The sequence below is a fragment of the Burkholderia lata genome (genome assembly GCF_000012945.1).
Classification (GTDB): domain Bacteria; phylum Pseudomonadota; class Gammaproteobacteria; order Burkholderiales; family Burkholderiaceae; genus Burkholderia; species Burkholderia lata.
This window is the reverse complement of the sequence record NC_007510.1, coordinates 2,739,011-2,762,455: the sequence shown is the minus strand read 5'-3', so window position 1 is coordinate 2,762,455 and position 23,445 is coordinate 2,739,011. Positions and strand designations below refer to the sequence as shown.

Annotated in this window: 18 protein-coding genes; 8 read left to right on the top strand and 10 right to left on the bottom strand. The window is 68.1% G+C overall.

Going from position 1 to position 23,445, the window contains the following annotated elements; genetic code table 11:
- Nucleotides 1–61 precede the first annotated feature (61 nt).
- Complete coding sequence (locus BCEP18194_RS18475; protein ID WP_011352779.1) at nt 62–442, top strand: MliC family protein; 381 nt, start codon at nt 62–64, stop codon at nt 440–442.
- Nucleotides 443–836: 394 nt separating this feature from the next.
- Complete coding sequence (locus BCEP18194_RS18470; protein WP_011352778.1) at nt 837–2,420, top strand: DEAD/DEAH box helicase; 1,584 nt, start codon at nt 837–839, stop codon at nt 2,418–2,420.
- A 207-nt stretch (nt 2,421–2,627) separates the two neighbouring features.
- Here BCEP18194_RS18470 and gluQRS read toward each other — a convergent pair whose 3' ends face one another.
- On the bottom strand, nt 2,628–3,521 hold the full coding sequence (gene gluQRS, locus BCEP18194_RS18465) for a tRNA glutamyl-Q(34) synthetase GluQRS (protein WP_011352777.1): 894 nt from the start codon (nt 3,519–3,521) through the stop codon (nt 2,628–2,630).
- Between the two features lie 22 nt (nt 3,522–3,543).
- On the bottom strand, nt 3,544–4,398 hold the full coding sequence (locus BCEP18194_RS18460) for a sulfurtransferase (protein WP_011352776.1): 855 nt from the start codon (nt 4,396–4,398) through the stop codon (nt 3,544–3,546).
- Between the two features lie 216 nt (nt 4,399–4,614).
- On the opposite strand from BCEP18194_RS18460, the gene dnaE reads away from it, so the two are divergent.
- The 3 genes from dnaE to BCEP18194_RS18445 all read left to right on the top strand — a co-directional run bounded on the left by dnaE (nt 4,615) and on the right by BCEP18194_RS18445 (nt 10,905).
- The gene (dnaE, locus tag BCEP18194_RS18455; RefSeq protein ID WP_011352775.1) at nt 4,615–8,145 is read left to right on the top strand and encodes a DNA polymerase III subunit alpha; all 3,531 of its coding nucleotides are present in this window, start codon (nt 4,615–4,617) and stop codon (nt 8,143–8,145) included.
- Between the two features lie 308 nt (nt 8,146–8,453).
- Complete coding sequence (locus tag BCEP18194_RS18450; protein ID WP_041493116.1) at nt 8,454–9,545, top strand: glycosyltransferase family 9 protein; 1,092 nt, start codon at nt 8,454–8,456, stop codon at nt 9,543–9,545.
- A 181-nt stretch (nt 9,546–9,726) separates the two neighbouring features.
- Entirely contained in the window at nt 9,727–10,905 is a 1,179-nt protein-coding gene (locus BCEP18194_RS18445; protein WP_041492915.1) for a glycosyltransferase family 9 protein, read from the top strand.
- A gap of 139 nt (nt 10,906–11,044) precedes the next feature.
- Here the strand turns inward: BCEP18194_RS18445 and BCEP18194_RS18440 are convergent, their stop codons facing one another.
- The 3 genes from BCEP18194_RS18440 to BCEP18194_RS18430 all read right to left on the bottom strand — a co-directional run bounded on the left by BCEP18194_RS18440 (nt 11,045) and on the right by BCEP18194_RS18430 (nt 14,174).
- Nucleotides 11,045–12,325 carry an O-antigen ligase family protein gene (locus BCEP18194_RS18440; RefSeq protein WP_011352772.1) on the bottom strand — a complete coding sequence of 427 codons (1,281 nt, stop codon included), beginning with the start codon at nt 12,323–12,325 and terminating at the stop codon, nt 11,045–11,047.
- A gap of 135 nt (nt 12,326–12,460) precedes the next feature.
- Nucleotides 12,461–13,303 (bottom strand): glycosyltransferase family 2 protein, encoded by an 843-nt coding sequence (locus tag BCEP18194_RS18435; protein WP_041492914.1) that lies wholly within the window; start codon nt 13,301–13,303, stop codon nt 12,461–12,463.
- A gap of 118 nt (nt 13,304–13,421) precedes the next feature.
- Nucleotides 13,422–14,174 (bottom strand): glycosyltransferase family 2 protein, encoded by a 753-nt coding sequence (locus BCEP18194_RS18430; protein ID WP_011352770.1) that lies wholly within the window; start codon nt 14,172–14,174, stop codon nt 13,422–13,424.
- Nucleotides 14,175–14,397: 223 nt separating this feature from the next.
- Here BCEP18194_RS18430 and msbA point away from each other — a divergent pair, with 223 nt between their 5' ends.
- Entirely contained in the window at nt 14,398–16,149 is a 1,752-nt protein-coding gene (msbA, locus tag BCEP18194_RS18425; protein WP_011352769.1) for a lipid A export permease/ATP-binding protein MsbA, read from the top strand.
- 106 nt (nt 16,150–16,255) lie between these two features.
- Nucleotides 16,256–16,636, top strand: a complete 381-nt coding sequence (locus BCEP18194_RS18420; RefSeq protein WP_011352768.1) for an RcnB family protein — start codon at nt 16,256–16,258, stop codon at nt 16,634–16,636.
- A gap of 64 nt (nt 16,637–16,700) precedes the next feature.
- Here the strand turns inward: BCEP18194_RS18420 and BCEP18194_RS18415 are convergent, their stop codons facing one another.
- The 5 genes from BCEP18194_RS18415 to BCEP18194_RS18390 all read right to left on the bottom strand — a co-directional run bounded on the left by BCEP18194_RS18415 (nt 16,701) and on the right by BCEP18194_RS18390 (nt 21,877).
- Entirely contained in the window at nt 16,701–17,267 is a 567-nt protein-coding gene (locus BCEP18194_RS18415; protein WP_041493115.1) for an FUSC family protein, read from the bottom strand.
- Between the two features lie 41 nt (nt 17,268–17,308).
- Nucleotides 17,309–18,568: an MFS transporter gene (locus tag BCEP18194_RS18410; RefSeq protein ID WP_011352766.1), complete on the bottom strand. Its 1,260-nt coding sequence runs from the start codon at nt 18,566–18,568 to the stop codon at nt 17,309–17,311.
- Nucleotides 18,565–19,533 carry a PRC-barrel domain-containing protein gene (locus BCEP18194_RS18405; protein ID WP_041492913.1) on the bottom strand — a complete coding sequence of 323 codons (969 nt, stop codon included), beginning with the start codon at nt 19,531–19,533 and terminating at the stop codon, nt 18,565–18,567. Before BCEP18194_RS18405 ends, BCEP18194_RS18410 begins: the two co-directional genes overlap by 4 nt.
- A 297-nt stretch (nt 19,534–19,830) precedes the next feature.
- A complete protein-coding gene (locus BCEP18194_RS18395; RefSeq protein ID WP_011352764.1) occupies nt 19,831–21,057 on the bottom strand; it encodes a collagen-like triple helix repeat-containing protein in 1,227 nt (408 codons plus the stop codon).
- Nucleotides 21,058–21,541: 484 nt separating this feature from the next.
- Complete coding sequence (locus BCEP18194_RS18390; RefSeq protein ID WP_041492911.1) at nt 21,542–21,877, bottom strand: YggL family protein; 336 nt, start codon at nt 21,875–21,877, stop codon at nt 21,542–21,544.
- A gap of 302 nt (nt 21,878–22,179) precedes the next feature.
- On the opposite strand from BCEP18194_RS18390, the gene BCEP18194_RS18385 reads away from it, so the two are divergent.
- Nucleotides 22,180–23,391 (top strand): tyrosine-type recombinase/integrase, encoded by a 1,212-nt coding sequence (locus BCEP18194_RS18385; RefSeq protein WP_011352762.1) that lies wholly within the window; start codon nt 22,180–22,182, stop codon nt 23,389–23,391.
- The last annotated feature ends 54 nt before the right edge of the window (nt 23,392–23,445 follow it).

The window sequence follows — 23,445 nt, the reverse complement described above, 5'->3', positions numbered from 1 at the left end:
GCCAACAATAATCGCGCGCCCCGCGAGGGCGCGTTTTCACCCGTCTCGTGAGAGGACCTGCATGATTCGCCAAACCCTCGCCGCGCTCGCGCTTGCCGGCACGGCCGTTTCCGTCGCGCATGCCGCGCAACTGACCGTCGAAGAGATCGACGCCGATTCGCGCCAGTTCACCGTCTACCAGTGCGCGAACCAGAAGCAGCCGGTGCGCGTGTCGTACTGGCTCGCCGGCAACGGCCAGAGCTTCGCGCTCGTGCCGGTCAACGGGAAGCAGATGCTGTTCGTCGACACCGTGTCGGCGTCGGGCGCACGCTACCAGGCCGGCCGCTATACGTGGTGGACGAAGGGCAAGGAAGCGACGCTGCGCGACGAGATCGCCGACCAGAGCTCGCCGCCGCTGCTGGGCGACTGCGTACAGGTCGAGAAGAAAAAGAAGAAGGGCTGAGCGCCGGGCGGGAACGTGGATGGTGCTGCCGGTGCCCGCCGGCGGCCGGCTCCCGGGCCTGACGGCCCGGCACGCGGGCTGGCGGCGGGCGATCGGGCAAGTCGATCCGGGATCAGGCCCCTGAAATTGCCCACCGGCCGATCGGGATAGTCCGACCGGGCCATCCGACTGCCACACAGGCCTGCCCGAGCCCGCCGCGCGAACTGCCGTTGCAGCGGTTCGCGGCGTTGTCACGGACAGATGGCCGTGCAGTGCTACAATACGCCCCTTTCCGCCGGCATTCGCGCCGAACGGAGTCCGCACGGCCTGGCGTCCAGCGTTCGCATTGAACCGGTCCCAAGCGCCAGAGCGGCGCCGCGCGGCGCGCCGCGGCTCCGTCTATTTCCGAATTGTGATGAGCGCAGGCCCGGCTGGCCTGACGCACGATGTCCCCGCCGCGCCTTTTGAGCGAAACGCCACCATGTCCGATTCTGTCGCCAAGCCCGTCGACGCAACCTTCGATCAATTCGGCCTTGCCGCCGATATCCTGAAAGCCATTGCGGAGCAGGGCTATACGACGCCAACGCCGATCCAGGCGCAGGCCATTCCGGTCGTGCTCGCCGGCCGCGACGTCATGGGCGCCGCGCAAACGGGTACCGGCAAGACCGCGAGCTTCTCGCTGCCGATCATCCAGCGCTTGCTGCCGCAGGCCAACACGAGCGCGTCTCCGGCGCGCCACCCGGTGCGTGCGCTGATCCTCACGCCGACCCGCGAACTCGCCGACCAGGTCGCCGCGAACGTGCACGCGTATGCGAAGCACACGCCGCTGCGCAGCGCGGTCGTGTTCGGCGGCGTCGACATGAACCCGCAGATGGCCGAGCTGCGCCGCGGCGTCGAGGTCCTGATCGCGACGCCGGGCCGCCTGCTCGACCACGTGCAGCAGAAGACGGCGAATCTCGGCCAGGTGCAGATCCTTGTGCTCGACGAAGCCGACCGGATGCTCGACATGGGCTTCCTGCCCGACCTGCAGCGCATCCTGAACCTGCTGCCGAAGGAGCGCCAGACGCTGCTGTTCTCGGCCACCTTCTCGGGCGAAATCAAGAAGCTCGCGTCGACCTACCTGCGCAACCCGCAGACGATCGAAGTCGCGCGCAGCAACTCGACGAACGCGAACGTCACGCAGATCGTCTACGACGTCGCCGAAGGCGACAAGCAGGCGGCCGTCGTGCAATTGCTGCGCGACCGCGGCCTCAAGCAGGTGATCGTGTTCTGCAACAGCAAGATCGGCGCGAGCCGGCTTGCGCGCAATCTCGAGCGCGACGGCGTGGTCGCGTCGGCGATCCACGGCGACAAGACGCAGATCGAGCGGATGCAGGCACTCGACGCGTTCAAGCGCGGCGAGATCGAGGCGCTGGTCGCGACCGACGTGGCCGCGCGCGGCCTCGACATCGCCGAGCTGCCGGCCGTGATCAACTTCGACCTGCCGTTCAGCGCGGAAGACTACGTGCACCGGATCGGCCGTACCGGCCGCGCGGGTGCGACGGGCGACGCGCTGTCGCTGTGCAGCCCGAACGAGCGCAAGCAGCTCGCCGATATCGAGAAGCTGATCAAGCGTCCGCTCGAAATGCAGACGCTCGCGCTCGACAAGCCGGCGCGCCATCGTCACGACGAGCGCGGCAACGACCGCGGCGGCGATCGCAACAGCGAGCGCGGTGGTGAACGGGGCGGCGAGCGAGGCGGCGAACGAGGTGGCCGTCGCGATCGCGACGAGCATCGCGGTGCGTCGGCGGGGCGCCGGCCGGGCGGTTCGGAGCGCGGTCATCACCGTCGCCACGAAGCGCCGGTCGACGATTTCTTCCTGAAGCCGTACGAGCCGTCGGCGCCGGCGAAGCAGCAGGACGACGCGCAGCCTGCGCAGCAGCCCGAGAAGAAGGGGCCGAAGCGTCAGGTCGCCGCACTGCTCGGCGGGTTCGGCATGCCGCGCAAGCCGTCGGCGTAATCCGGGCGGAGTGACGGTGCGGCGCGCGAGCGCTGCGGGAGAAACGGGTGCATGCGATGAGCATGTGCCCGTTTTTCATTGGGGCTGTGGTTTGATGGGAAGCGGAAGCGGAAGCGGAAGTGGGAGCGGGCGCGAGGCGCCGGCGGCGAACGATTCAGTTGCCCCCGGCTTACGCCGGATCGCCGCGAAACCGGCGCGCTGCGCGCGTCAGCCGGCCTGCGGCCCGAAGCGCATTGCCCACGCGGCCGTGGCGGCGGCGTAGAACGAATCGAGCGTCGTGCCCGCGAGCGCACCGTCGGGCGCGAGGCCTAGATGAGCGGCCGCGGCCTGCAGCGCCGGCAGCGGGTCGTCGCGTTCGAGCGCGGTTGCGCCCGTCTGCTTGCTGAGCTTTTCGCCGTTCTCATCGACGACGACGGGCACGTGCAGGTACTGCGGCGTCGGCACGCCGAGGCAGTGCTGCAGGTGGATCTGGCGCGCGGTCGAGTCGAGCAGGTCGGCGCCGCGCACGACGTGCGTGATGTGCGCATTGGCATCGTCGACGACGACCGCGAGTTGATAGGCCCATTGGCCGTCCGCGCGCTTCAGCACGAAATCGCCGACTTCGGTCGCGAGGTTCTGCGATTGGGTGTGCTGCCAGCGATCGTCGAACGTGACGATCGCGTCGTCGCCATCCGGCACGCGTAGCCGCCACGCGCGCGCGGGCTTGCCGTGCAGGCCGGTGCGGCAGGTGCCCGGGTACGCGAGCGTCGTGTGGCGCTCGTGCGCGGCGCGCAGTGAATCGGCGATTTCCTTGCGCGTGCAGCCGCACGGATAAACGCGCCCCGCCGCGACGAGCCGTTCGAGCGCAGCCGTATAGGCCGCATCGCGCGTGCTCTGCCAGACGGGCGGCTCGTCGGGCGTCATGCCGAAATGCGCGAGCGTCGCGAGGATGTCGTCGGCGGCGCCGGGCACCGTGCGCGGGCCGTCGAGATCCTCGATGCGCACGAGCCATGCGCCGCCGTGCGCGCGCGCGTCGAGCCAGCTCGCGAGTGCGCCGACCAGCGAGCCGAAATGCAGCGGGCCGGTGGGCGACGGCGCGAAGCGGCCGCGATAGCCGGTCATCGGGGCGCGGGGCAGTGCGCGCTTACGCGGCGCTGGCTGCCGGTGCGCAGGCCGGGCACGACTGGCCGGGCACGAAGCTCGGCGACTGTTGCGCTTCCGGCGTGACGACCGCGCGGCACGCGAAGCACGTGACGTTCTCGGTGGGCTGGAGTTGCGGGTTCAGCGCGGTGCGGTAGTCGAACACGAAGCAGTCGCCGTGATAGTGCGCGCCGCCGACTTCCTCGAAGTATTTCAGGATCCCGCCTTCGAGCTGGTACACGTTCTCGATGCCGATTTCCTTCATGTGGATCGCGGCTTTCTCGCAGCGGATGCCGCCCGTGCAGAACGACACGACCGTCTTGCCTTCGAGGTCGGCGCGGTTCGCGTCGATCACCTCGGGGAATTCGCTGAACTTGTCGATCCGGTAGTCGAGCGCGTCGTCGAACGTGCCGACGTCGACTTCGAACGCGTTGCGCGTGTCGAGCATCACGACCGGGCGGCCCGTGTCGTCATGGCCGCGGTCGAGCCACGTCTTCAGCGTCTGCGCGTCGACGAACGGCGCGCGGCCGAGTTCCGGCTTGATCGCCGGCTTCTTCATCGTGATGATTTCGCGCTTCAGGCGCACGAGCATGCGGCGGAACGGCTGCGAGTCGGACAGGCTTTCCTTGAACTGCAGCGTCGCGAACTTGCCTTCGAACAGCGGATCGTGGCGGAGGTACGCGATGAACGCGTCGGCGGCTTCGCGCGTGCCGGCGATGAACAGGTTGATGCCTTCCGGCGCGAGCAGGATCGTGCCGCGCAGGCCGAGTTCGTTGCAGCGGGCGGTGACGAGCGGGCGCCATTGCTCGTTCGTGTCGAGCGACACGAAATGGTAGGCGGCGAGGTTGACGATGGTCATGATGGTCCGACGGGAAAACGGCCGCACGGCGGCCCGCAAAAAAGGGTGCGAAGCCGGGGCGTTGATTCGAAAAACCGTATTATCCCGCAAACCGCGCTCAGGCCGGCATCCTGCCGTTTGGCCAGCCGCGCGACGTGCGGTCGCGTGCTTCGGCCGAACGGCCAGGGCGGGGATTTTTTGGGCAGCCTGCGCGGCGAGGCGGCTACAATAGCGCCCATGTCAGATCCCCGCTTCGTCCATCTCCGCGTTCACTCCGAATTCTCGATTGCCGACGGCATCGTGCGCATTGACGACATCGTCAAGGCGGCGGCCGCAGACGGTCAGGGCGCGCTCGCGCTCACCGATCTCGGCAACGCATTCGGTCTCGTCCGTTTCTACCAGGAAGCCCGCGGCAAGGGCATCAAGCCGATCGCCGGCTGCGACGTCTGGATCGCCAATCCGGACGACCGCGACAAGCCGTCGCGGCTGCTGCTGCTCGTCAAGGACAAGGTCGGCTACCTGAATCTCTGCGAGCTGCTGTCGAAGGCGTGGCTCACGAACCAGTACCGCGGCCGTGCGGAGCTCGACGCGAGCTGGCTCGACGGCGAGCTTTCGCAGGGGCTGCTCGCGCTGTCGGGCGCGCAACAGGGCGACATCGGGCTTGCGCTTGCCGCGGGCAACGAAGAAGCCGCGCGCCGTCACGCCGAGCGCTGGGCGAAGGTGTTCCCGGGCGGCTTCTACATCGAGCTGCAGCGTTACGGCCAGCCGGGCGCCGAGGCGTACATCCAGCAGGCCGCGACGCTCGCGGCGGCGCTGAAGCTGCCGGTCGTCGCGACGCACCCGACGCAGTTCATGACCGACGACGATTTCACCGCGCACGAGGCGCGCGTGTGTATCTCGGAAGGCGACATCCTCGCGAACCCGCGGCGCCAGAAGCGGTTCACGACCGACCAGTATTTCCGCACGCAGGACGACATGGCCGCGCTGTTCGCCGACCTGCCGTCGGCGATCGCGAACACGGTCGAAGTCGCGAAGCGCTGCAACCTGAAGCTCGAGCTCGGCAAGCCGAAACTGCCGCTGTTCCCGACACCGGACGGCATGTCGCTCGACGACTACCTGGTCCAGCTGTCGAAGGAAGGGCTCGAGACCCGTCTCGCGCAGCTGTATCCGGCCGAAGCCGAACGCGATGCGCAGCGCGACACGTACTACAAGCGACTCGAATTCGAGTGCGGGACCATCACGAAGATGGGTTTCCCGGGCTACTTCCTGATCGTTGCGGACTTCATCAACTGGGCGAAGAACAACGGCGTGCCGGTCGGCCCGGGCCGCGGCTCGGGCGCCGGTTCGCTGGTCGCGTACGCGCTCGGCATTACCGACCTCGACCCGCTGCGCTACAACCTGCTGTTCGAGCGTTTCCTGAACCCGGAACGCGTGTCGATGCCCGACTTCGACATCGACTTCTGCCAGCACGGCCGCGATCGCGTGATCCAGTACGTGAAGGAAAAGTACGGCGCGGACGCCGTGTCGCAGATCGCCACCTTCGGCACGATGGCCGCGAAGGCGGCCGTGCGCGACATCGGCCGCGTGCTCGACCTCGGCTACATGTTCACCGATGGCATCGCGAAGCTGATCCCGTTCAAGCCGGGCAAGCACGTGACGATCGCCGACGCGATGAAGGAAGAGCCGCAGCTGCAGGAGCGCTACGACCACGAGGACGAGGTGCACCAGCTGCTCGATCTCGCGCAGCGCGTCGAGGGCCTCACGCGTAACGTCGGGATGCACGCGGGCGGCGTGCTGATCGCGCCCGGCAAGCTGACCGATTTCTGCCCGCTGTACACGCAGGGCGACGACGGCGGCGTGGTCAGCCAGTACGACAAGGACGACGTCGAAGCCGTCGGCCTCGTGAAGTTCGACTTTCTGGGTCTCACGACGCTGACGATCCTCGACTGGGCCGAGCGCTACATCCGCCGCCTCGATCCGTCGAAGGCCGACTGGGCGCTCGCGCAGGTGCCGCTCGACGATCCCGCCTCGTTCCAGATCCTGAAGAAGGCCAACACGGTCGCGGTGTTCCAGCTGGAAAGCCGCGGGATGCAGGGCATGCTGAAGGATGCGCAGCCCGACCGCTTCGAGGACATCATCGCGCTCGTGTCGTTGTACCGTCCGGGCCCGATGGACCTGATCCCGAGCTTCTGCGCACGGAAGCACGGCCGCGAGAAGGTCGAGTATCCGGATCCGCGCGTCGAACCCGTCCTGAAAGAGACCTACGGCATCATGGTCTATCAGGAGCAGGTGATGCAGATGGCGCAGATCATCGGCGGCTACTCGCTCGGCGGCGCCGACTTGCTGCGTCGCGCGATGGGCAAGAAGAAGCCCGAGGAGATGGCCAAGCACCGCGAGATCTTCGCGGAGGGCGCGGCGACGAACGGTCTCACGCGCGAGAAGTCCGACGAGATCTTCGACTTGATGGAGAAGTTCGCGGGCTACGGCTTCAACAAGTCGCACGCGGCCGCCTATGCGCTGCTCGCGTACTACACCGCGTGGCTGAAGGCACACCATCCGGCCGAATTCATGGCGGCCAACATGACGCTCGCGATGGACGACACCGACAAGGTGAAGATCCTGTTCGACGATTGCGTCGTGAACAACCTCGCCGTGCTGCCGCCGGACATCAACCAGTCGCATTACCGCTTCGAGCCGGTCGCCGAAGCCGACGGCAAGCGTTCGCGCACGATCCGCTACGGTCTCGGCGCGGTGAAGGGCAGCGGCCAGAACGCGATCGAGGAAATCCTGCGCGCCCGCGAGGAAAAGGCGTTCACCGACCTGTTCGACTTCTGCGAGCGGATCGACCGGCGCGTCGTCAACCGCCGCACGGTCGAGGCGCTGATCCGCGCCGGCGCGTTCGATTCGCTGAACACGAACCGTGCGCAGCTGATCGCGTCGGTGCCGCTGGCGATGGAAGCGGCCGACCAGGCCGAGGCGAACGCGATGCAGGCCGGCCTGTTCGACATGGGCGCCGAGTCGCCGCACGCACATGCGCTCGTCGACGAGCCCGCGTGGGACGACAAGCGCCGCCTGCAGGAAGAGAAGGGCGCGCTCGGTTTCTACCTGTCCGGCCACCTGTTCGACGCGTATCGCGACGAGGTGCGCCGCTTCGTGCGGCAGAAGGTCGGCGATCTGAAGGAAGGGCGCGACAAGCTCGTGGCCGGCATCATCGCGTCGCTGCGCACGCAGATGACCCAGCGCGGCAAGATGCTGATCGCGCTGCTCGACGATGGCTCGGGCCAGTGCGAGATCACGATCTTCAACGAGCAGTTCGAGGCGAACAAGGCGCTGTTCAAGGAAGACGAGCTGCTGATCGTGCAGGGGCAGGCGCGCAACGATGCGTTCACGGGCGGCATCCGCTTCACGACCGATACCGTGATGGATCTCGAGCGCGCACGCAGCCGCTATGCGCAGGCCGTGCGGCTGACGATGAACGGCAACGCCGACGCGGCCGCACTGCGCCGCGTGCTCGAGCCGCACGTGTCGAAGGACGATCCGGCGGCGAACGTGGTCGAAGCGCCGGCGCCGCGCGGCGGCGGGCGCGATGGCGGTCGTCGCCCGCAGGCGCCGTTGCCGAACGGGCTCGCGGTCCAGGTCCACTACAGCAACGCGCGGGCACAGGGTGAAATGCGCCTCGGCGACGCATGGCGCGTGAAGCCGAGCGACGTGCTGCTCGCGGAGCTGCGTGCGACGTTCGACGGCAGCGTCGTCGAAATCACGTACTGACCGCGGGTCCGTCGGACGGCTGTCGCACCATGCGGCCCGTCGCATCGCCATCGTGCGGTGCGGCGGGCCGTTTTTGCATGCGCACACAAACGGGTCTTGGGTTGGCCATCCGGACGCTATACAATCGCGCGCTAGCCGCACGAACGCGGCGTCGACCGCCGCTCGTCCGGCAGGTGGCGCCAGTATCGCGCACATATACGGGGGCGGATCCGTGCGGCGAGCGGTGACATGCGACCAGGCCGCCCCGGAAGCGGATGCCGTGGAATGGCCCGTCGCGACGACAAAGAACTGACAGCCTCCACATGACCATGGCCAATGTGAACCCGACGCAGCGGATCCTCGTGATCCGGATCGATTTTCTGGGCGACATGCTGTGCACGACGGCGTTTCTCCGCGCGCTGAAGGAGCGCTGGCCCGGCGCCGAACTCCATGTGGTCGCGAACCGCTACAACGCGGCCGCGCTGGCCGGAAACCCGGACGTCGACACGATCCACACCTACGTCTATAGCCGTCAATGCGAGCGTAACGACCGCCCCGGACGGATGCGCGCATTCTTCGACCGGCTGCGGCTCGTGCGTCGCCTGCGTCGCTTGCGGTTCGACCTCGTGGTCGTGCCGAACGGCGGCATGCATCGCAGCAGCATGCAGTTCGCGCGTCAGATCGGCGCGAAGGATTGCCGCTGGCACGATGCCGAGACCGAATTCGACGATCGCAAGCCCGATCACGTCGCGCAGCGGCCGATGTGTCACGAAGCGCTGTCGGGTTTCCGGCTCGTACCCGAACTCGGCCGCGCCGATCTCGACCGCCTCGCGTTGTCGGTTCATCCCGACCGCGCGCTGCAGGACGCGTGGTATCGGCTGCTCGGCGCACGCACGAAGCCGCGGGTCGGGCTGTTCGTGACGAACAAGGCGGCCGAGCGCCGCTGGCCGGCGGATCGCTGGCGCGACCTCGCCGAGCGGCTTGCGCCGTACGCCGATGTGATCGTGTTCCGCGACCCGGCAGTCGGCCATGCGCCCGAGGACGATTCGTGGCGCGACGTGTGCGCGCGCCATGTCGCGCCGTCGTCGGTCGCCGAGCTGGTGGCCGCGACGAGCCTGCTCGATGCGATCGTCTCGGCCGACAGCGCCCCCGTGCATCTTGCGTCGGCGCTCGGCGTGCCTGTCGCCGCGCTGTTCGAGGACCGTCCCGAGAAATACCTGCGCTGGCATCCGCTCGGTGTGCCGCACGTGATCCTGCGCGCCGGCGCGACCGTCGACGCGATCGGCGTCGACGAAGTCGAGCGGGCGGTGAATCACCTGCTGCCGCAGGCCATCCGTCGCGACGAACCGTTGGCCGATGCGGGATACGCGCGGCCGGCTGCCGCCGCTGCGGCGCCGGCGGTCATGACTGTCGCTTCGTAGCGCCACAGGCATTGCAAGCACCGCGTACGGCACCCGCACCGGCGCGCGGTGCGCCGGCCTCGCCGCACCCCGCGAGCGGGGCCGCATCAGGCCAGCCGCACGGCCGATTCGCCACGCCGCGCCGGCTGCTGCAAAATCCTGTACATTGCCAGCCTTGTTCAGCCAGCCAGACACACCCGCCGTGGCCCTGTTTTCTTCTGCCCGCCCGCCCAGAACCATCCTCGTTGCCGCGCCGCGCCGCATTGGCGACGTGCTGCTGACGACGCCGCTCGTCCGCTCGCTGAAGGCCCGCTGGCCGGACGCGCAGATCGACATGCTGGTGTTTCGCGGCACCGAAGGCGTGCTCGAGCACAATCCGGACGTACGGCGCGTGATCGTCGTCGCGCAGCGCGCGGGAATCCGCGAGCGGCTGCGCGACGCACTGTCGATGTGGCGCCGTTACGATCTCGCGTGCGCGGCGCTGAGCTCCGACCGGCCGCGCTTCTACAGCTGGTTCGCGGGCCGCAAGCGGGTGGGCCTCGTCGATCCGAACCGCGTGACCTGGCTCACGCGGATGATGCTGAACGGGATCGCGATCAATCACCACGAATCCGCGCACACGGTCGTCAGCACGCTTGCACTCGCTCCCGTGATCGGCATCGAGCCGGTGTCCGAGGTCGTCGCGCCCGGCATCGGTGACGATCCGGCGCGGCGCGCGCGCTTCGGCGCGTGGCTTGCCGAATCGCCGGCGATCCGCGACGGCAAGCCGCTGGTCGTCCTGCATCCGTATCCGATGTTCCGTTACAAGCAATGGCGGCTCGACGGCTGGGTCGAGATGATCGGCTGGCTGCGCGAGCACGGCTTCGCGGTCGCGCTGTCCGGCGGCCCGGCCGACAGCGAGCGCGAGTATGCGGAGCAGGTTGCGGCCGAAGCGGGCGGCGACGTGCTGAACCTGGTCGGCCGCCTGACGTTCGGCGAAAGCGCCGAACTCGTGCGGCGCGCGCGGCTTTTCATCGGGCCCGACACCGGCGCGACGCACGTCGCGGCCGCGACCGGCACCGACACGATCGCGCTGTTCGGCCCGTCCGACCCGGTGCGCTGGGGCCCGTGGCCGCAGCACTGGCCGGCGACCGAGAATCCGTGGCCGCTGCGCGGCTCGGGGCGGCACGGGAACGTGTGGCTGCTGCAGGGGGAGGGCGATTGCGTGCCGTGCCGGCACGAAGGCTGCGAGCGCAAGGTCGACAGCCGCAGCGACTGCCTCGCGAATCTCGGTGCGCAGCGCGTGAAAGCCGCGGCGGCCGAGATGCTCGGGCTGAATCCGCCGGGCCCGGCCGAAGCCGTCGTCGATACGTCGCGACTGCATCGCAGCGGATCCGACTGACGCGCGGCCAACGCGCGTTGCCTGCCGGTTGCAGGCGGCTTGTCTGGCGACGAGCCAGCCGCGCAGCCCGTTTCCTTCGAGGGTAGAGAACTCCGCGGTGGCCGAAGCCGGCCGCCGGCGGAGCGTAGGCCGCTGAGCGTTACGCGCTGCGCCGGATCGCCGACGTTTCGCGCGGCAGCGCCTCGGCGCGTTCGCCGCAGCCGAGCAGGATGCCGGCCAGCAGCACGATCAGGTGCCCTTCGGCGAAATCGAGCAGCAGCGAATTCGCGAGACTGCCGATTGCGAAGATCGCGAGCCAGGCGAGCAGCAGATGCCGCGAGCGCGGATCGAGCGTGCGGCTGCCGCGTGCAATCTGCACGATCAGGTTGATGAACAGCAGCAGGCCGACCGCGCCGAGCTGTACGGCCATCAGCAGGTATTCATTGTGCGGGTTCGACGTGAGCTGGCCTTCGGCCGCCGTCTTGCCGGCCGTGAGCTTCTCGAATTCGGATTCGAGGCCGCCTGCGCCGTAGCCGATCACCGGGCGCTGGCGAAACAGCTCGAGCCCCTTCTTGTACCACTCGAGGCGCAGCCCGGTGGACGTGGCCGCATCGCTCTGCCGGTATTGCTGCACTTCCGTCACGACCTTCGTCAGCCGGCCGTTGTGAACCGTGCATGCGGCGATCACGAGCGCGATGCCGGCCAGCACGAACACGCCGGCGGCGAGCGCCGCGCGCAACGCCGATTGCCGGCGCAGCAACAGCACGAAACGTACGGCGACGACGAGGATCAGCAGCAGCGCGATGACCTGCCCGGTGCGTCCCTGCAGCATCACGAACACGTTGACGAGCGACCACGCGGCGACGCCTGCATACGCGGCGCGCGACAGCGCCGTGCGGGCCGCCAGCGCGAGATCGGCCGCCTGGTAGAACAGCAGCGCGCCGAACATGCCGGCGGCGATGTGGTTCTTGAACACCCACGCGCGCGACAGCGGCAGTTCGGTCGCGTGCGCGGGCCCGATCGCGGTCAGGCCGAGATAGTTCGTGGTCGACAACAGCAGGATCACGCACAGCGTGCCGAACCAGCAACGGCGGACGATCGGTGCCCAGTTCGAATGGCGGAAGGCGAGCACGGCGAACGGCAGCAGCAGCAGCTTGTCGTACTTGGCGACCCAGTTCCACGCCTTGTTGTGCGGTGCAACCGTATAAGTGACGCTGGCGGCGAGCGCGGCCAGGATCAGCAGCGCCGCGAGCGAGGCCGGGTCGGTGACGAACGAGCGCAGGTCGCGCCAGAACTCGGGGGAAATCACGAGCGCGGCGGCGAACAGCCCGCAGAACACGTTGGTCAGCGCGGTCGAGACCGGCACCATGCAGAGCGCGGCAACGGCGAATGCACGGGCGGCGGTCAGGCGCCGCGAGGCGGGAGCGGAAAACGAAAGCATCGGAACCTGTCGAATGGACGAATGCGGCTTGCGCACGTCGTGCTGCGCGCCGCGCGCCCCGGCGGGAGATCCGGGACGAACGGCGCAGAGTATACGCGAAGCAGGGCGCGTTTCCGTGTCGTTTTCGGGGCTTGATCAGCTGAACGCGCGCTTGATCCGCGAGCGCAGCAGTGCGCGCTTCAGGCGTCCTTCAACTGCCGGCGTGTCGAGCGCGACGCGCGTGCCGGCCGGTTCGCCACGATGCAGGAAATAGCGGTCGAACGTCGCCTGGGTCATGCCCCATTTGTTCAGGAACTGGCGGCGACCGTCGTTCTTGACGATCTTGCCCGTGCTTTTCTGCTGGAAGTGGTAGACGAGGCTGTCGCCGACCCCGACGAAGATCCGGCAGCCGGCGTCCCAGAATTTCATCGAGAAGTCGTTGTCGCTGCTCATGCCGGGCGACAGCTCGCTGCTGTAGCCGCCGATCCGGTTCCACCAGTCGCGATGCACGAGCGTCGGCGGCCAGGTCGAGCCGAGCCAGTCCGCGCGCACGAGCTTCGGGGCTGCCGCGACGAGTCCCGCCGCGTCGAAGTTTTCGGCGTCGCGGCCGAAATTGCTGACCACCACGCACGGGTTGCGCGTGTCGACCGGCTCGACCATCGTGCCCGACAGCATGAAGAGGTCGGTCGGCATCTGCTCGATGCGGCGCACGAGCGCCGTGTCCCAACCGGGGCAGCAGAACATGTCGTCGTTCATGTAGACGACGTAGTCGCGCGTCGCGCGCGCGGCGGCCCAGTTCACCGCGTGGCAGATACCGATGTTGGTCGGCGACGCGGTGTGCTCGATGCCTTCGCTGCGCACCCAGTCGAGCGTGCCGTCCGAGCCGTCGTTCACGTGCACGATGATCTGGTGGTCGTACGCGGAGTGGCGGCGCAGGCTGTCGACGACGAGCTTGAGGTACGGCAGGTTGTTCCAGGTCGGAATGATGATGGAGAACATGGCGGTCGGATTCGGTAGTCGTCGTGGCGGGCGGCGCGTGGCGCCGCCGGTCGGGCAGGCACGCGGCGCGGGCAGCCCGGCATTGTAACGCCGGGCCGGCTGCATGCCGGGCGGGTGCTCAGCGCGCCCGTTCGTGGCCGAGCTTCAGGAAGCGGTAGTACACGGTTTCCGCGTTGAACACGGCGATCATGAAGCCGGCGCGGCCGTCGAGGAAGCCGCGCCGCAGCACATAGGTGCGCACGAACGCCCAGGCACCGCGCGCGAGCGCCTTGCCGAAGCCGCCGCGCTGGCCGGCCGCGCGGCGCTGGCGCGCGCCGGCCGTCGAATACGCGTCGAGCTTGCGCACCACAGTCTCGAAATCCTCGTACGAGTAGTGCATCAGCTTGCCGGGCAGGCGCTGCGCGGCGCCCTCGAACACGAGGCGCTCGTGCACGAGATCGTCCGAGAAGCGCGCGGCGCCGCGCCGGAACAGGCGCGGGATCCAGTCCGGATACCAGCCGCTGTGATGGATCCACTGGCCGCAGAAGCTCGACAGCCGGTCGACCGCATAGACCTGCGCGGCCGGCGTGCGGATCGTGTCGCGGATCGACTGCGCGAGTTCCGGGGTGACGACTTCGTCGGTATCGAGGGACAGGACCCAGTCGGTGTCGAGCGCGTCGAGCGCACGGTTCTTCTGCGGGCCGAAGCCCGGCCAGTCGCGCTCGACGATCACGCGCGCGCCGTGCGCCTGGGCGATCGCGACGGTATCGTCGGTGCTGCCGCCGTCGATGACGACGACGTCGTCGGCGAACGACAGCGCGGCAAGGCACTGCGCAAGCCGCGCGGACGCGTTGAGGGCGATGAGGGCGACGCCGAGGGAGGGTTCAGCCATGAAATCGTCGGAAAGGCGGAGAAAACGGTGAGCGGCAGTATACCCGCGGCCCGGCCGCCGCCTGCATCGGCCATGACCGTGCCGGCCGGGGCGGTGCGGCTATAATGTTGAGCCCTTTTCGGCACCCGCCCGACAGGGCGACATCCCGGGCGGCCACGTCCGGGTGCCGCTTCGCGGCTCAAGAAGGATTGCCTTGGAAACCCAGAACACTCTTCGCAAACCGATGGACGGTACGGGCACCTCGCCCGTGACGGTCCTCAAGCGCCTGTGGCCGTACATCCGGCCGCTGATCGGCATCGTGGTGCTCGCCGTGATGACGATGGGCGTCGTCGCGGCCACCGAGGCCGGGATCCCGGCGCTGCTCAAGCCGCTGCTCGACCACGGCTTCGGCTCGCATGGCAGCGACAGCGCGAAATGGTACGTGCCGATGGCCGTGATCGGGCTCGCGCTCGTGCGCGGCGTGTCGCAGTACGCGTCGAATTACCTGCTCAACTACGTGTCGAACCGCATCCTGCTGCAACTGCGGCTCGAGATGTTCCAGCGGATGCTGCACACGGGCGCGTCGTTCTTCCAGCGCGAGACGGCGAGCACGGTGATCAACGCGATCGTGTTCGAGGTCAACCAGATCCTGTCGGTGCTGACCGGCGTGATGGTCACGCTCGTGCGCGATTCGCTGACGGTGATCTTCCTGCTCGGCTACCTGTTCTACCTGAACTGGCGGCTCACGCTGATCGTCGCGGTGATCCTGCCGGGCATCGGCTGGCTCGTCAGCAAGATCAACCGTCGCCTGCGCCGCCTGAACCGCGAGCACCAGACGCTGACCAACGAGCTGTCGTACATCGTCGAGGAGACGGTCGGCGGCTACAAGGTCGTCAAGGTGCACAACGGCGAAGCGTACGAGATGGACCGCTTCACGCAGATGAGCAAGCGCCTGCGCGGCTACGCGATGCGCATGACGATCTCCGGCGGCCTCGCGCAGCCGCTTACGCAGTTCCTCGCGTCGATCGCGCTCGCGGTCGTGATCACGATCGCGGTCGTGCAGTCGTCGAACGACCAGACGACGGTCGGCGGCTTCGTCGCGTTCGTCACGTCGATGCTGCTGGTGATCTCGCCGCTCAAGCACCTGATCGACGTCAACCAGCCGCTGCAGCGCGGGATGACGGCCGCCGAGCTGATCTTCGGGCTGATCGACGAACCGGCCGAGCCGCAGGGCGGCGGCCGGCCGCTGGCACAGTCGCGCGGCGACATCGAGTTCCGCAACGTGACGTTCGACTACGGCGCGGCCGAGCGGCCGACGCTCGACCGCATCTCGTTCAAGGTCGCGCCCGGTGAAATGATTGCGCTCGCGGGGCCGTCCGGCAGCGGCAAGACGACGCTCGTGAACCTGCTGCCGCGCTTCTTCGATCCGACCGACGGGGCAATCCTGGTCGACGGCGTGCCGGTTGCCGACTACGACCTCCACGCGTTGCGCAGCCAGATGGCGATGGTCAGCCAGGACGTCGTGCTGTTCAACGATACGATCGCCGCGAACGTCGCGTACGGGCAGACGCCCGACCGCGCGCGCGTGCAGGCCGCGCTCGAGGCCGCGAACCTTGCCGATGCGGTCGCTGCGATGCCCGACGGGCTCGACACGCTCGTCGGCGGCAACGGGATGCGGCTGTCCGGCGGCCAGCGCCAGCGGCTCGCGATCGCGCGTGCGATCTACAAGGACGCGCCGATCCTGATCCTCGACGAAGCGACATCGGCGCTCGACTCGGAATCGGAGCGCCACGTGCAGGCCGCGCTCGAACGGCTGATGGAAGGCCGCACGACGCTCGTGATCGCGCACCGGCTGTCGACGATCGAGCGCGCGGACCGCATCCTCGTGCTCGAGGCCGGCAAGATCGTCGAAGAGGGCAGCCACGACGAATTGCTGCGCCACGGTGGCCTTTACGCGCACCTGCACCGGATCCAGTACCAGCAGCAGGCGGCGTAACGCACGGTCATGTGCGCGGTCATGCGACCCCACGAAACCATGTGCTAGTCTTCATCGGGTAGTCCGAGTGGTTTCGTTCGACGTGACAACACGGAGGGAAGGCACGATGAAGAAGATGCACGGGATGATGCTGGCCGCGGTGATCGCGGCGGGTTTCGCCGCGCCGGCCGCGATGGCGCAGGACCACGACAACCGCAACGACCAGGGCGACCATGGCATGCAGCACGGTCATGGTCCGAAACGCATGCCGCCGGGCCAGATGCGCCACGAGGAAGACGTGCCGCCGCGCTGGGCCGACCAGCCGCGCCGCGAGTGGCACAAGGGCGACCGGCTTCCCCCCGAGTTCCGCGATCGCCAGTACGTGATCGACGACTGGCGCGGCTATCACCTGAGCCCGCCGCCGCGCGGCTATCAATGGGTCGGCGTCGGCGGGGATCACCTGCTGGTGCAGATCGGTTCCGGCATCGTGCTGCGGATCGGCGACTGACCTGGCCGACGGCCCGGCACGGATCGCGATGCCGCGATGCGCGCCGGGCAGCCGGCTCACCGAGTCACTTTGCCGCCGCGTGGCGGAACCAGCGGCGCTCGATTTTCGACATCACCCAGCACACGCCCAGCGCACACACGGTGCCGAGCGTGACCTCGCCGAGCCGCATCAGCGGAATGTCCCACAGCGGGCCGTCGCCCGGAAACAGCAGCACGATCGTCGCGGTCACGCCGCCGAGCCGTGCCGCGCTGCCGACATTCAGGCACCAGCAGCAGACGATCACGACCGCGACGGTAATCGCATACGCGACGAGGCGGTCGCCGCCGAGCGCCGCGCCGGCGAAGCCGAGCACGCCGCCGACCATCGCGCCGACGAACTGGTCGCGCGACAGCGACATCGTGTCCGAGTAGTTGTGCTGCGTGACGGCGATCGCGGTGATCGCCGCCCACACGGCCTGCTCGGTGTGCAGCGCGCGGCTGATCACGTACGCGAGGCATGCGCCGCATACGGCCTGCAGCGCCATCAGCCCGCCTTGCGCGAGCCGTTCGCTGAATGACAGCCCCTTGAACAGATCGAAGATCGACTGCTGGATCTGCTGGCGGGCTTCGTTGAGTGTCCTGATCGTATCCATCATGCGTTGGCCAAGAAGCGGGTAACGGCGGCGCGCCGGTGTCAGCGCGCCTGTTCGGGCGATGCGGCGGCCGGTTCGTCGGCGGCCGAGTCGCCGTTCTCGACGCGCGTTTCGGGCATCACGAGCCAGACCAGCAGCACCGCGAGCGCACCGGCGCCCGCGAGCCCGAAGAAGCTCACGGCGTTGCCGAAGTGATCGGCGACGTAGCCGGCCGCGGCCGTGCTGAGCGTCGCGCCGATCCCGGCCGCGAGCCCGAACAGCCCGATGCACAGGTTGTAGCGGCCCTTGCCGCCCGCGACGTCGGCCGCGATCAGCGGCAGCATCACGCCGAATACGGCCGCGCTGATGCCGTCGAGCATCTGCACCGGCACCAGCAGGTACGGACTGCTCACGCCGGCGAACAGCAGCGCGCGCACCGGCAACGCCGAGAACCCGAGCAGCAGGATCGGCCGGCGCCCCCAGCGTTGCGCGGAGCGGCCGACCCACGGCGACAGCATCGCGACGATCGCCTGCGGCACGATGATGCACGCGGCGATCACGAGCTGCACGTTCTCGCCCATCCCGGCCGTGACTTCGCCGGCCGCGAGGTTCAGCATCGCCGCGTTCGACAGGTGGAACAGCACGACGCATGCCGCGAAGATCAGCATCCGGCGGTCGCGCAGCAACTCGAGCAGCGTTTCGCGTTCGCCGGCTTCGTCGTGGTCGTCGGGCTTCGACGACTGCGGGATCACCTCGTGGGTCGGCTGGATCATCGCGAGTGCGAACAGCGCGGGCAGCGCGAGCACGGCGGTCAGCCAGAACACCGCGCGTGCGGAGAAGTATTCGCCGGTGAGCCCCATCAGGCCCGCCGCGACGGCGCTGCCGATCGACGCCCAGCGCGCGTTGCGGCCGAGCCGGTCGCCGAGGTCGGCGCGGCCGACGAGCGAGAACGAGATCGCGGCCATCGCCGGCACGAGCATGCAGCTCGCGAAGCCGTGGAACACCTCGGCGGCGATCACCGGCACGATCGTCGGGCTCGACGCGAGCAGCACCGCGGACAGGATGATGGCCACGATCGCCCACGCGGCCGCGCCTTTCTTGTTCTTCAGCGCATCGACGGCCGCGCCGCCCGGCACCTGGCTGACCATCGCGCTGATCGTGCCGATCGACAGCACCATGCCGATCTCGCCCTGCGTCCACTTGTGCGACGCGAGGTAGGACGCGATGAACGGACCGAACCCTGTTTGAACGTTTGCAACGAAGAAGTTGAGCCAGTCGAGGGACCGGAGACTGCGTACGCTGACGGAATGCTTGATCGTCATCGGGTCGCACTCGCAGACGAAGCCGGCACCGGTGCCGGGGCAACGGGCGGGAAGACCGCGACGATCGGCTTGTCGGCCGCGTAGGGTGGCGATGCCTTGATCTGTGCGTCGTTCAGGTCGAGCTGCGGGTGCAGCGCCTTGTCGCGCGTGACGAAGCGCAGTGCGCCCCAGCTCGCGGCGATCGAACGGCGGTCGGTATTGACGAGGCCGCCGAGGTCGAGCACGACCGCCTGCGGCTGCGACGCACGGTCGATCAGCACGTCGACGATGCGGCCGATCTTCGTGCCGTTCGGGCGCTCGACGTCGCTGTCGAGCATCGGCAGTCGCGTCGCGGGCGAGGCCGCGGCCGAACCGGACAGCGGCACGGCCTTGGGCCGTGCGGCCGGCGGCAGGTCGCCCGACGGCACGTCGAGCACGATCGGCTCCTGTTTGCCGCCAGGCGTGAAGCGGAACACGTTCCACGGGAAGATGACCTTGCGGTCGCCGACGCCCATGAAGCCCTGCAGGTTGACGATCATCTCGCGCGGCTTGCCGCTCGCGTCGGTCACCATGTCGACCGCGCGGCCGATCACCTTGCCGTTGCGGCGCGCGACTTCGCTGTCGAGCAGCGCATGGATCTGGGTGCGGTCGAGCGGGCGCGTCGCGACGATCGGCGGCGGCGGAGGCGGCGGCGGTGTCGGCGATTCGGGGCGCTGCACGGGCTTCGGCCGCGCGACTTCGCGGTGCGGCTTCTTCGGCGCTTCCGGTTCCCCCGGGTGCGTCGGCGCGGGCACGGGCGGCATCGTCAGCGGTTCGCCGGCGGTTTCCTCGATGGGCTCGACGAGCGCCTCGCTGATCGGCGCGGGCGGGTTCTGGACCGGCAGCAGCCCGCAGCCGGACAGCAGCGCGGCGGCGGCGAGAATCAGGAATACCGTCGAGGACGGCAACGACTTGCGGGATGCGGGAAACGGAAGTCCGCCGCTCATTGACACTCACTCCATGGGTCGGGGGCGGCCCGAGGGCACGCGGCTGGCGATGGATGGCGGGTGCGGGCGGCGCACCACGCGAGGTGAGATTTTAACGTGTCTTGCTTTCAGGTCCGATTTCGATGGCTTGCTGGAGGCGGACTGTCGGGAAAAGGAAGGGATCGCGGGGTGGGGGAAGCGGCTGGATGCCGGCTTCGGCTTCAGTTGAGGCTAAGGTTAAGGCCAAGGCCAAGGCCAAGGCCAAGGCCAAGGCGCCTGATCGTCTGCGACGATGCGGGCGCCGTGCCGGCCTGCCGCTTACTTGACCAGCGCGCCGAGCGTCGTCGTCACGGGGGCGAGCACGCCACCGCCCGTCTTCGAGAGCGCGCCGGTGCCGCTGCCACCCGTCAGCCCCGCGACGGGCGAGCCGCCGGCCGCGCCCGACACGGCTCCCGTCACAGTGCCGACCGCCGACGTGAGCGCACCTGCCGGATTGCTGCCGCCCGTCGCGCCGCCGAGTGCGCCCGTCGACAAGAGCCCCGTGACCGGCGCGAGCGGGCTCGTCGCGGCGCCACCACCGCCCAGCAGCGTCGTGCCGGCGGTGGCCACCGTGTTGCCGGTCGCGGTCACGACGTTGCCGATGCCGGTCGTCACCGGATTCCCGCCGGTTTTCGAGATCGTCGTGCCGGCGTTCGCGACGCCGTTGCCGACCGTCGTCACGAGGTTCGTCAGCGGTGCGCCGAGCGGCGTGCTCGACGCGACGGTCTGCGTGACCGACCCGACCTGCGTCGTGATCGGCGTGATCGCCGAACTGGCGGCGCCCGTGACCTGCGCGACCGGGCCGGTCGACAACTGCGTGCCGAGCGTCGCGCCGCCGCCCGCGATCGTATTGCCGAGCGTCGTGATCGCACCGCCGACGGGCGATGTGACGGGCGCGAGCGGCGCCAGCGCCGAACCGCTGCCACCGAGGCTCGACACGACGCCGCCGGTTGCCGCGACCGCGTCGCCGAGATTCGTGACCACGCCGCCGGTGCTCGCGACCGTCGTGCCGACCGGGTTCGACGATGCGCCGAGCTGGCCGAGCCCCGATCCGAGCCCGGTACCGAGTGTCGTGACGGCGGCGCCGGCGTCCTGCACGACGGTGCCGAGCCCCTGCGTGGTCGCGGCGTTCGTGCCGGGCAGCGACTGGCTGGCGATCGTCGCGCCGGCGCCCGATACGGTGCCGCCCGCGGCCGTCACGACGTTGCTCGACGAATCGATCGTTTGGCCGAGTGCATTGGCCGACGTGCCGGCGCTCGAGGCACCGCCGGCGCCGCTCCCGGTGCCGCCGACGGTCGATCCGCTCCCCGACCCGCCGCCACTGCCAGTGCCGTTACCGGTGCCGCCGGTGGTAGCCGTCGTGTCGCCCGAACCCGATCCGGTGCCGCCGGTGCCCTGGCTCAGCGAGCCGGAGCCGCCGCACGCGGACAGCGACACCAGCGCTGCGACGCCAGCCGCGATCATGATCATTCGGAGTCCTGCCTGATGAGTGGTCGGCGTATCCATGTCGTCCTCGTATTCATTGCATTGAAGAGTGGGGTCAGGCGGCCTTCGCGTGCGTCAATGTGTCGCTGCGATGAGGAAGCGGCTGGCGCATCGTTGGTTGTCTCCCTGATTGACCTGTCGCCGTGTCGCGTTTTCGCCCGTACCGGAATCCGGGACACCTGTCGGGCGAGCGGTTTGCATTCTTTCGTCTTGCTTGCCGATCGCGCCGGAAAACACCGGATTCCTGGCGATCAGAGTAGGTCCGCGGGCGTGAGACGTCTTTTAATCAACGTTAAATTGAAGTAAGCATCCGATTCACTGCCGAAATCGGGGTAATCACCGTCGACGCGGCGCGAATCGTGTGAGTTGGTGCCGGTGGCGCGGGTGTCGCGCGACGGCGGAAGGGGAGACGGAGGCGGTGCGGAGGGAGCGGGGCGGCGCCGGCCTCACCCGCCGTGGCGGCGGGCAGGCGCGGGCGCTGCGCGAGGGAAGTGAAACCGGAAACTCAGGCTTCCGGATACCACGCGTCGGTGAATTCGCTGACCTTGACGTCGGTCAGTTCCGGCCGTGCGGCCAGCCAGCCGCGCACGAGTTCGCGGTCGGCGTCGGTCGTCGTGCCGCGCGGTGCACCGGAAATCACGTAAGCGCCGATCCCTTCGTCCGCCGACGCGACCGTCAGCAGCCCGTTCGCTTCGACGAAGTCGATGAACGCATCGATCAGTTCGCCGCGCTCGAGGTCGGTCATTTCGTTGCGGTAATGCGCGGTGGCGTTGAACGCGAGTTCCTGGAATTCGCCGATGTGGAGTTTCTTGCGCTGGCGGCGGTTGTGGCCTTGGCTCATGGTGTGTGGTGAAGCGAAAAAGGTAGGGTGAAAGGGCGGCGGCGGGTGCCGGCGCGACATGCGCGGGCGGCCCGGGTGCCGCATCGAAGTGCCGCGTGGCGGGCGATGCCGGCGGCGGATGGACGGAACGTTACATCAGCACGATATCGTACTGTCCCGGACTTGATCTTACCGCATCTCATTGAATCTCGCTGAATCCAATTTCCCCCTTCATTTCAAGGCAAAATCGCCTCAACGTGTATCGACGCGTCTCGACGAATCCAGATTAAAATAGGTAGCTGTAAAGGTAGCTGGAGCGAAAAGTGGGGAAGCGGCTAACGAACGTGTTGAACGATATCCAGCTGCGGCAGCTTGTGCGCGCTGGTGTGCCGGCAGCGAAGGCTGACGGGAACGGACTTACCTTCACGTTGTCTGCAACCGGAACGGCCTCGTGGATTCTGCGGTTCTACCATCGCGGTCGACGGCAAGAGCTGACGCTCGGTCGATATCCTGATATCACGTTGTCCGCGGCGCGGGCAATGGCGGCACGGAAGCGGGCTCAGCTGGCCGATGGAATCAACCCGGCGGAAGAGCAGCGAAAATTGAGGAGCCGGCGCGACTGGTCGATGCGCGAGCTGATAGCCGATTACCGCGTAAAGGTTCTAAGCACGCTCGCGACCAGCACGCAACGCAGCTACGGCCGAAATTTGAAGCGCGTCGAGAACGGCATGGGTGCGATGTCGGTGCAGTCTGTAGGGCCCGCAGACATTGTGGCCGAGATCGAGCGTCACGACCTGGGATGGGTCGAAATCTTCACGCTCTGGTGTGTACTACGCGGCCTGTTCAAGCATGCGGCCGGCAAGAAGATCATCGTCGCCAATCCCTGCGCCGGAATCCAGCTCGACGCGATCATCGGGAAGCGCCCGCCGGTGAAACCCCGATTAATGCTGACCGACGACGAGCTCTACGTCCTGCTGAACGCAAAAATGCGCGACGTGAATCTCTACGCTGTCCGTATCGCGCTTGCGACTGGTGTTCGAATTTCCGAGCTGTACACCGCACTTCGTCGTGATCTTCACCTTAGTGAAGGTCGTTGGCATGTCCCGAAAAGCAAGACGGGGCCGGAAATGGATATTCCGCTTGTGCCGATTGTAATTGAGTGGTTCGAGCGGTTGCTCGCGCTGGCCGGGACGTCCGAATACGTCCTGCCGGCCCGCCTGAGCAATCGCCTGGATCGTCACCACGGGGACACGCACGTATCGAAGGATGCGATTCGGGAAGCGATCGACTACTGGATCGAGCACCACGAACCTGCGATTCGCCGCTTCACGCCGCACGATCTTCGAAGCACGATGAAGAGTCATATGCGGCGGCTGAAGGTGCCGCGCGACATTTCGGAAATGTGCTTGAACCACAAAATTCCGGGCGTGGAAGGGATCTACGATCAGTACACGTATTGGGACGAACGCCGTCACGCGCTCGGCACTTGGGCGGCACATCTTGAGCGATGCGCTCGCGGCTGCCCGGATGTTTAATTAATAGGGTTCGATCGCTCGGAAGATACGCACAATCCTGCGCGGGCTCCCCTC

What these genes read in the sequence shown, in the direction of transcription:
- gluQRS (WP_011352777.1), bottom strand. Translation starts at nt 3,521, where the DNA reads ATGACCGGCTATCGCGGCCGCTTCGCGCCGTCGCCCACCGGCCCGCTG.
- BCEP18194_RS18405 (WP_041492913.1), bottom strand. Translation starts at nt 19,533, where the DNA reads ATGAGCGGCGGACTTCCGTTTCCCGCATCCCGCAAGTCGTTGCCGTCC.
- dnaE (WP_011352775.1), top strand. Translation starts at nt 4,615, where the DNA reads ATGTCAGATCCCCGCTTCGTCCATCTCCGCGTTCACTCCGAATTCTCG.
- msbA (WP_011352769.1), top strand. Translation starts at nt 14,398, where the DNA reads ATGGACGGTACGGGCACCTCGCCCGTGACGGTCCTCAAGCGCCTGTGG.
- BCEP18194_RS18395 (WP_011352764.1), bottom strand. Translation starts at nt 21,057, where the DNA reads ATGGATACGCCGACCACTCATCAGGCAGGACTCCGAATGATCATGATC.
- BCEP18194_RS18450 (WP_041493116.1), top strand. Translation starts at nt 8,454, where the DNA reads ATGGCCAATGTGAACCCGACGCAGCGGATCCTCGTGATCCGGATCGAT.
- BCEP18194_RS18470 (WP_011352778.1), top strand. Translation starts at nt 837, where the DNA reads ATGAGCGCAGGCCCGGCTGGCCTGACGCACGATGTCCCCGCCGCGCCT.
- BCEP18194_RS18410 (WP_011352766.1), bottom strand. Translation starts at nt 18,568, where the DNA reads ATGACGATCAAGCATTCCGTCAGCGTACGCAGTCTCCGGTCCCTCGAC.
- BCEP18194_RS18435 (WP_041492914.1), bottom strand. Translation starts at nt 13,303, where the DNA reads ATGTTCTCCATCATCATTCCGACCTGGAACAACCTGCCGTACCTCAAG.
- BCEP18194_RS18390 (WP_041492911.1), bottom strand. Translation starts at nt 21,877, where the DNA reads ATGAGCCAAGGCCACAACCGCCGCCAGCGCAAGAAACTCCACATCGGC.
- BCEP18194_RS18440 (WP_011352772.1), bottom strand. Translation starts at nt 12,325, where the DNA reads ATGCTTTCGTTTTCCGCTCCCGCCTCGCGGCGCCTGACCGCCGCCCGT.
- BCEP18194_RS18415 (WP_041493115.1), bottom strand. Translation starts at nt 17,267, where the DNA reads ATGGATACGATCAGGACACTCAACGAAGCCCGCCAGCAGATCCAGCAG.
- BCEP18194_RS18430 (WP_011352770.1), bottom strand. Translation starts at nt 14,174, where the DNA reads ATGGCTGAACCCTCCCTCGGCGTCGCCCTCATCGCCCTCAACGCGTCC.
- BCEP18194_RS18420 (WP_011352768.1), top strand. Translation starts at nt 16,256, where the DNA reads ATGAAGAAGATGCACGGGATGATGCTGGCCGCGGTGATCGCGGCGGGT.
- BCEP18194_RS18460 (WP_011352776.1), bottom strand. Translation starts at nt 4,398, where the DNA reads ATGACCATCGTCAACCTCGCCGCCTACCATTTCGTGTCGCTCGACACG.
- BCEP18194_RS18475 (WP_011352779.1), top strand. Translation starts at nt 62, where the DNA reads ATGATTCGCCAAACCCTCGCCGCGCTCGCGCTTGCCGGCACGGCCGTT.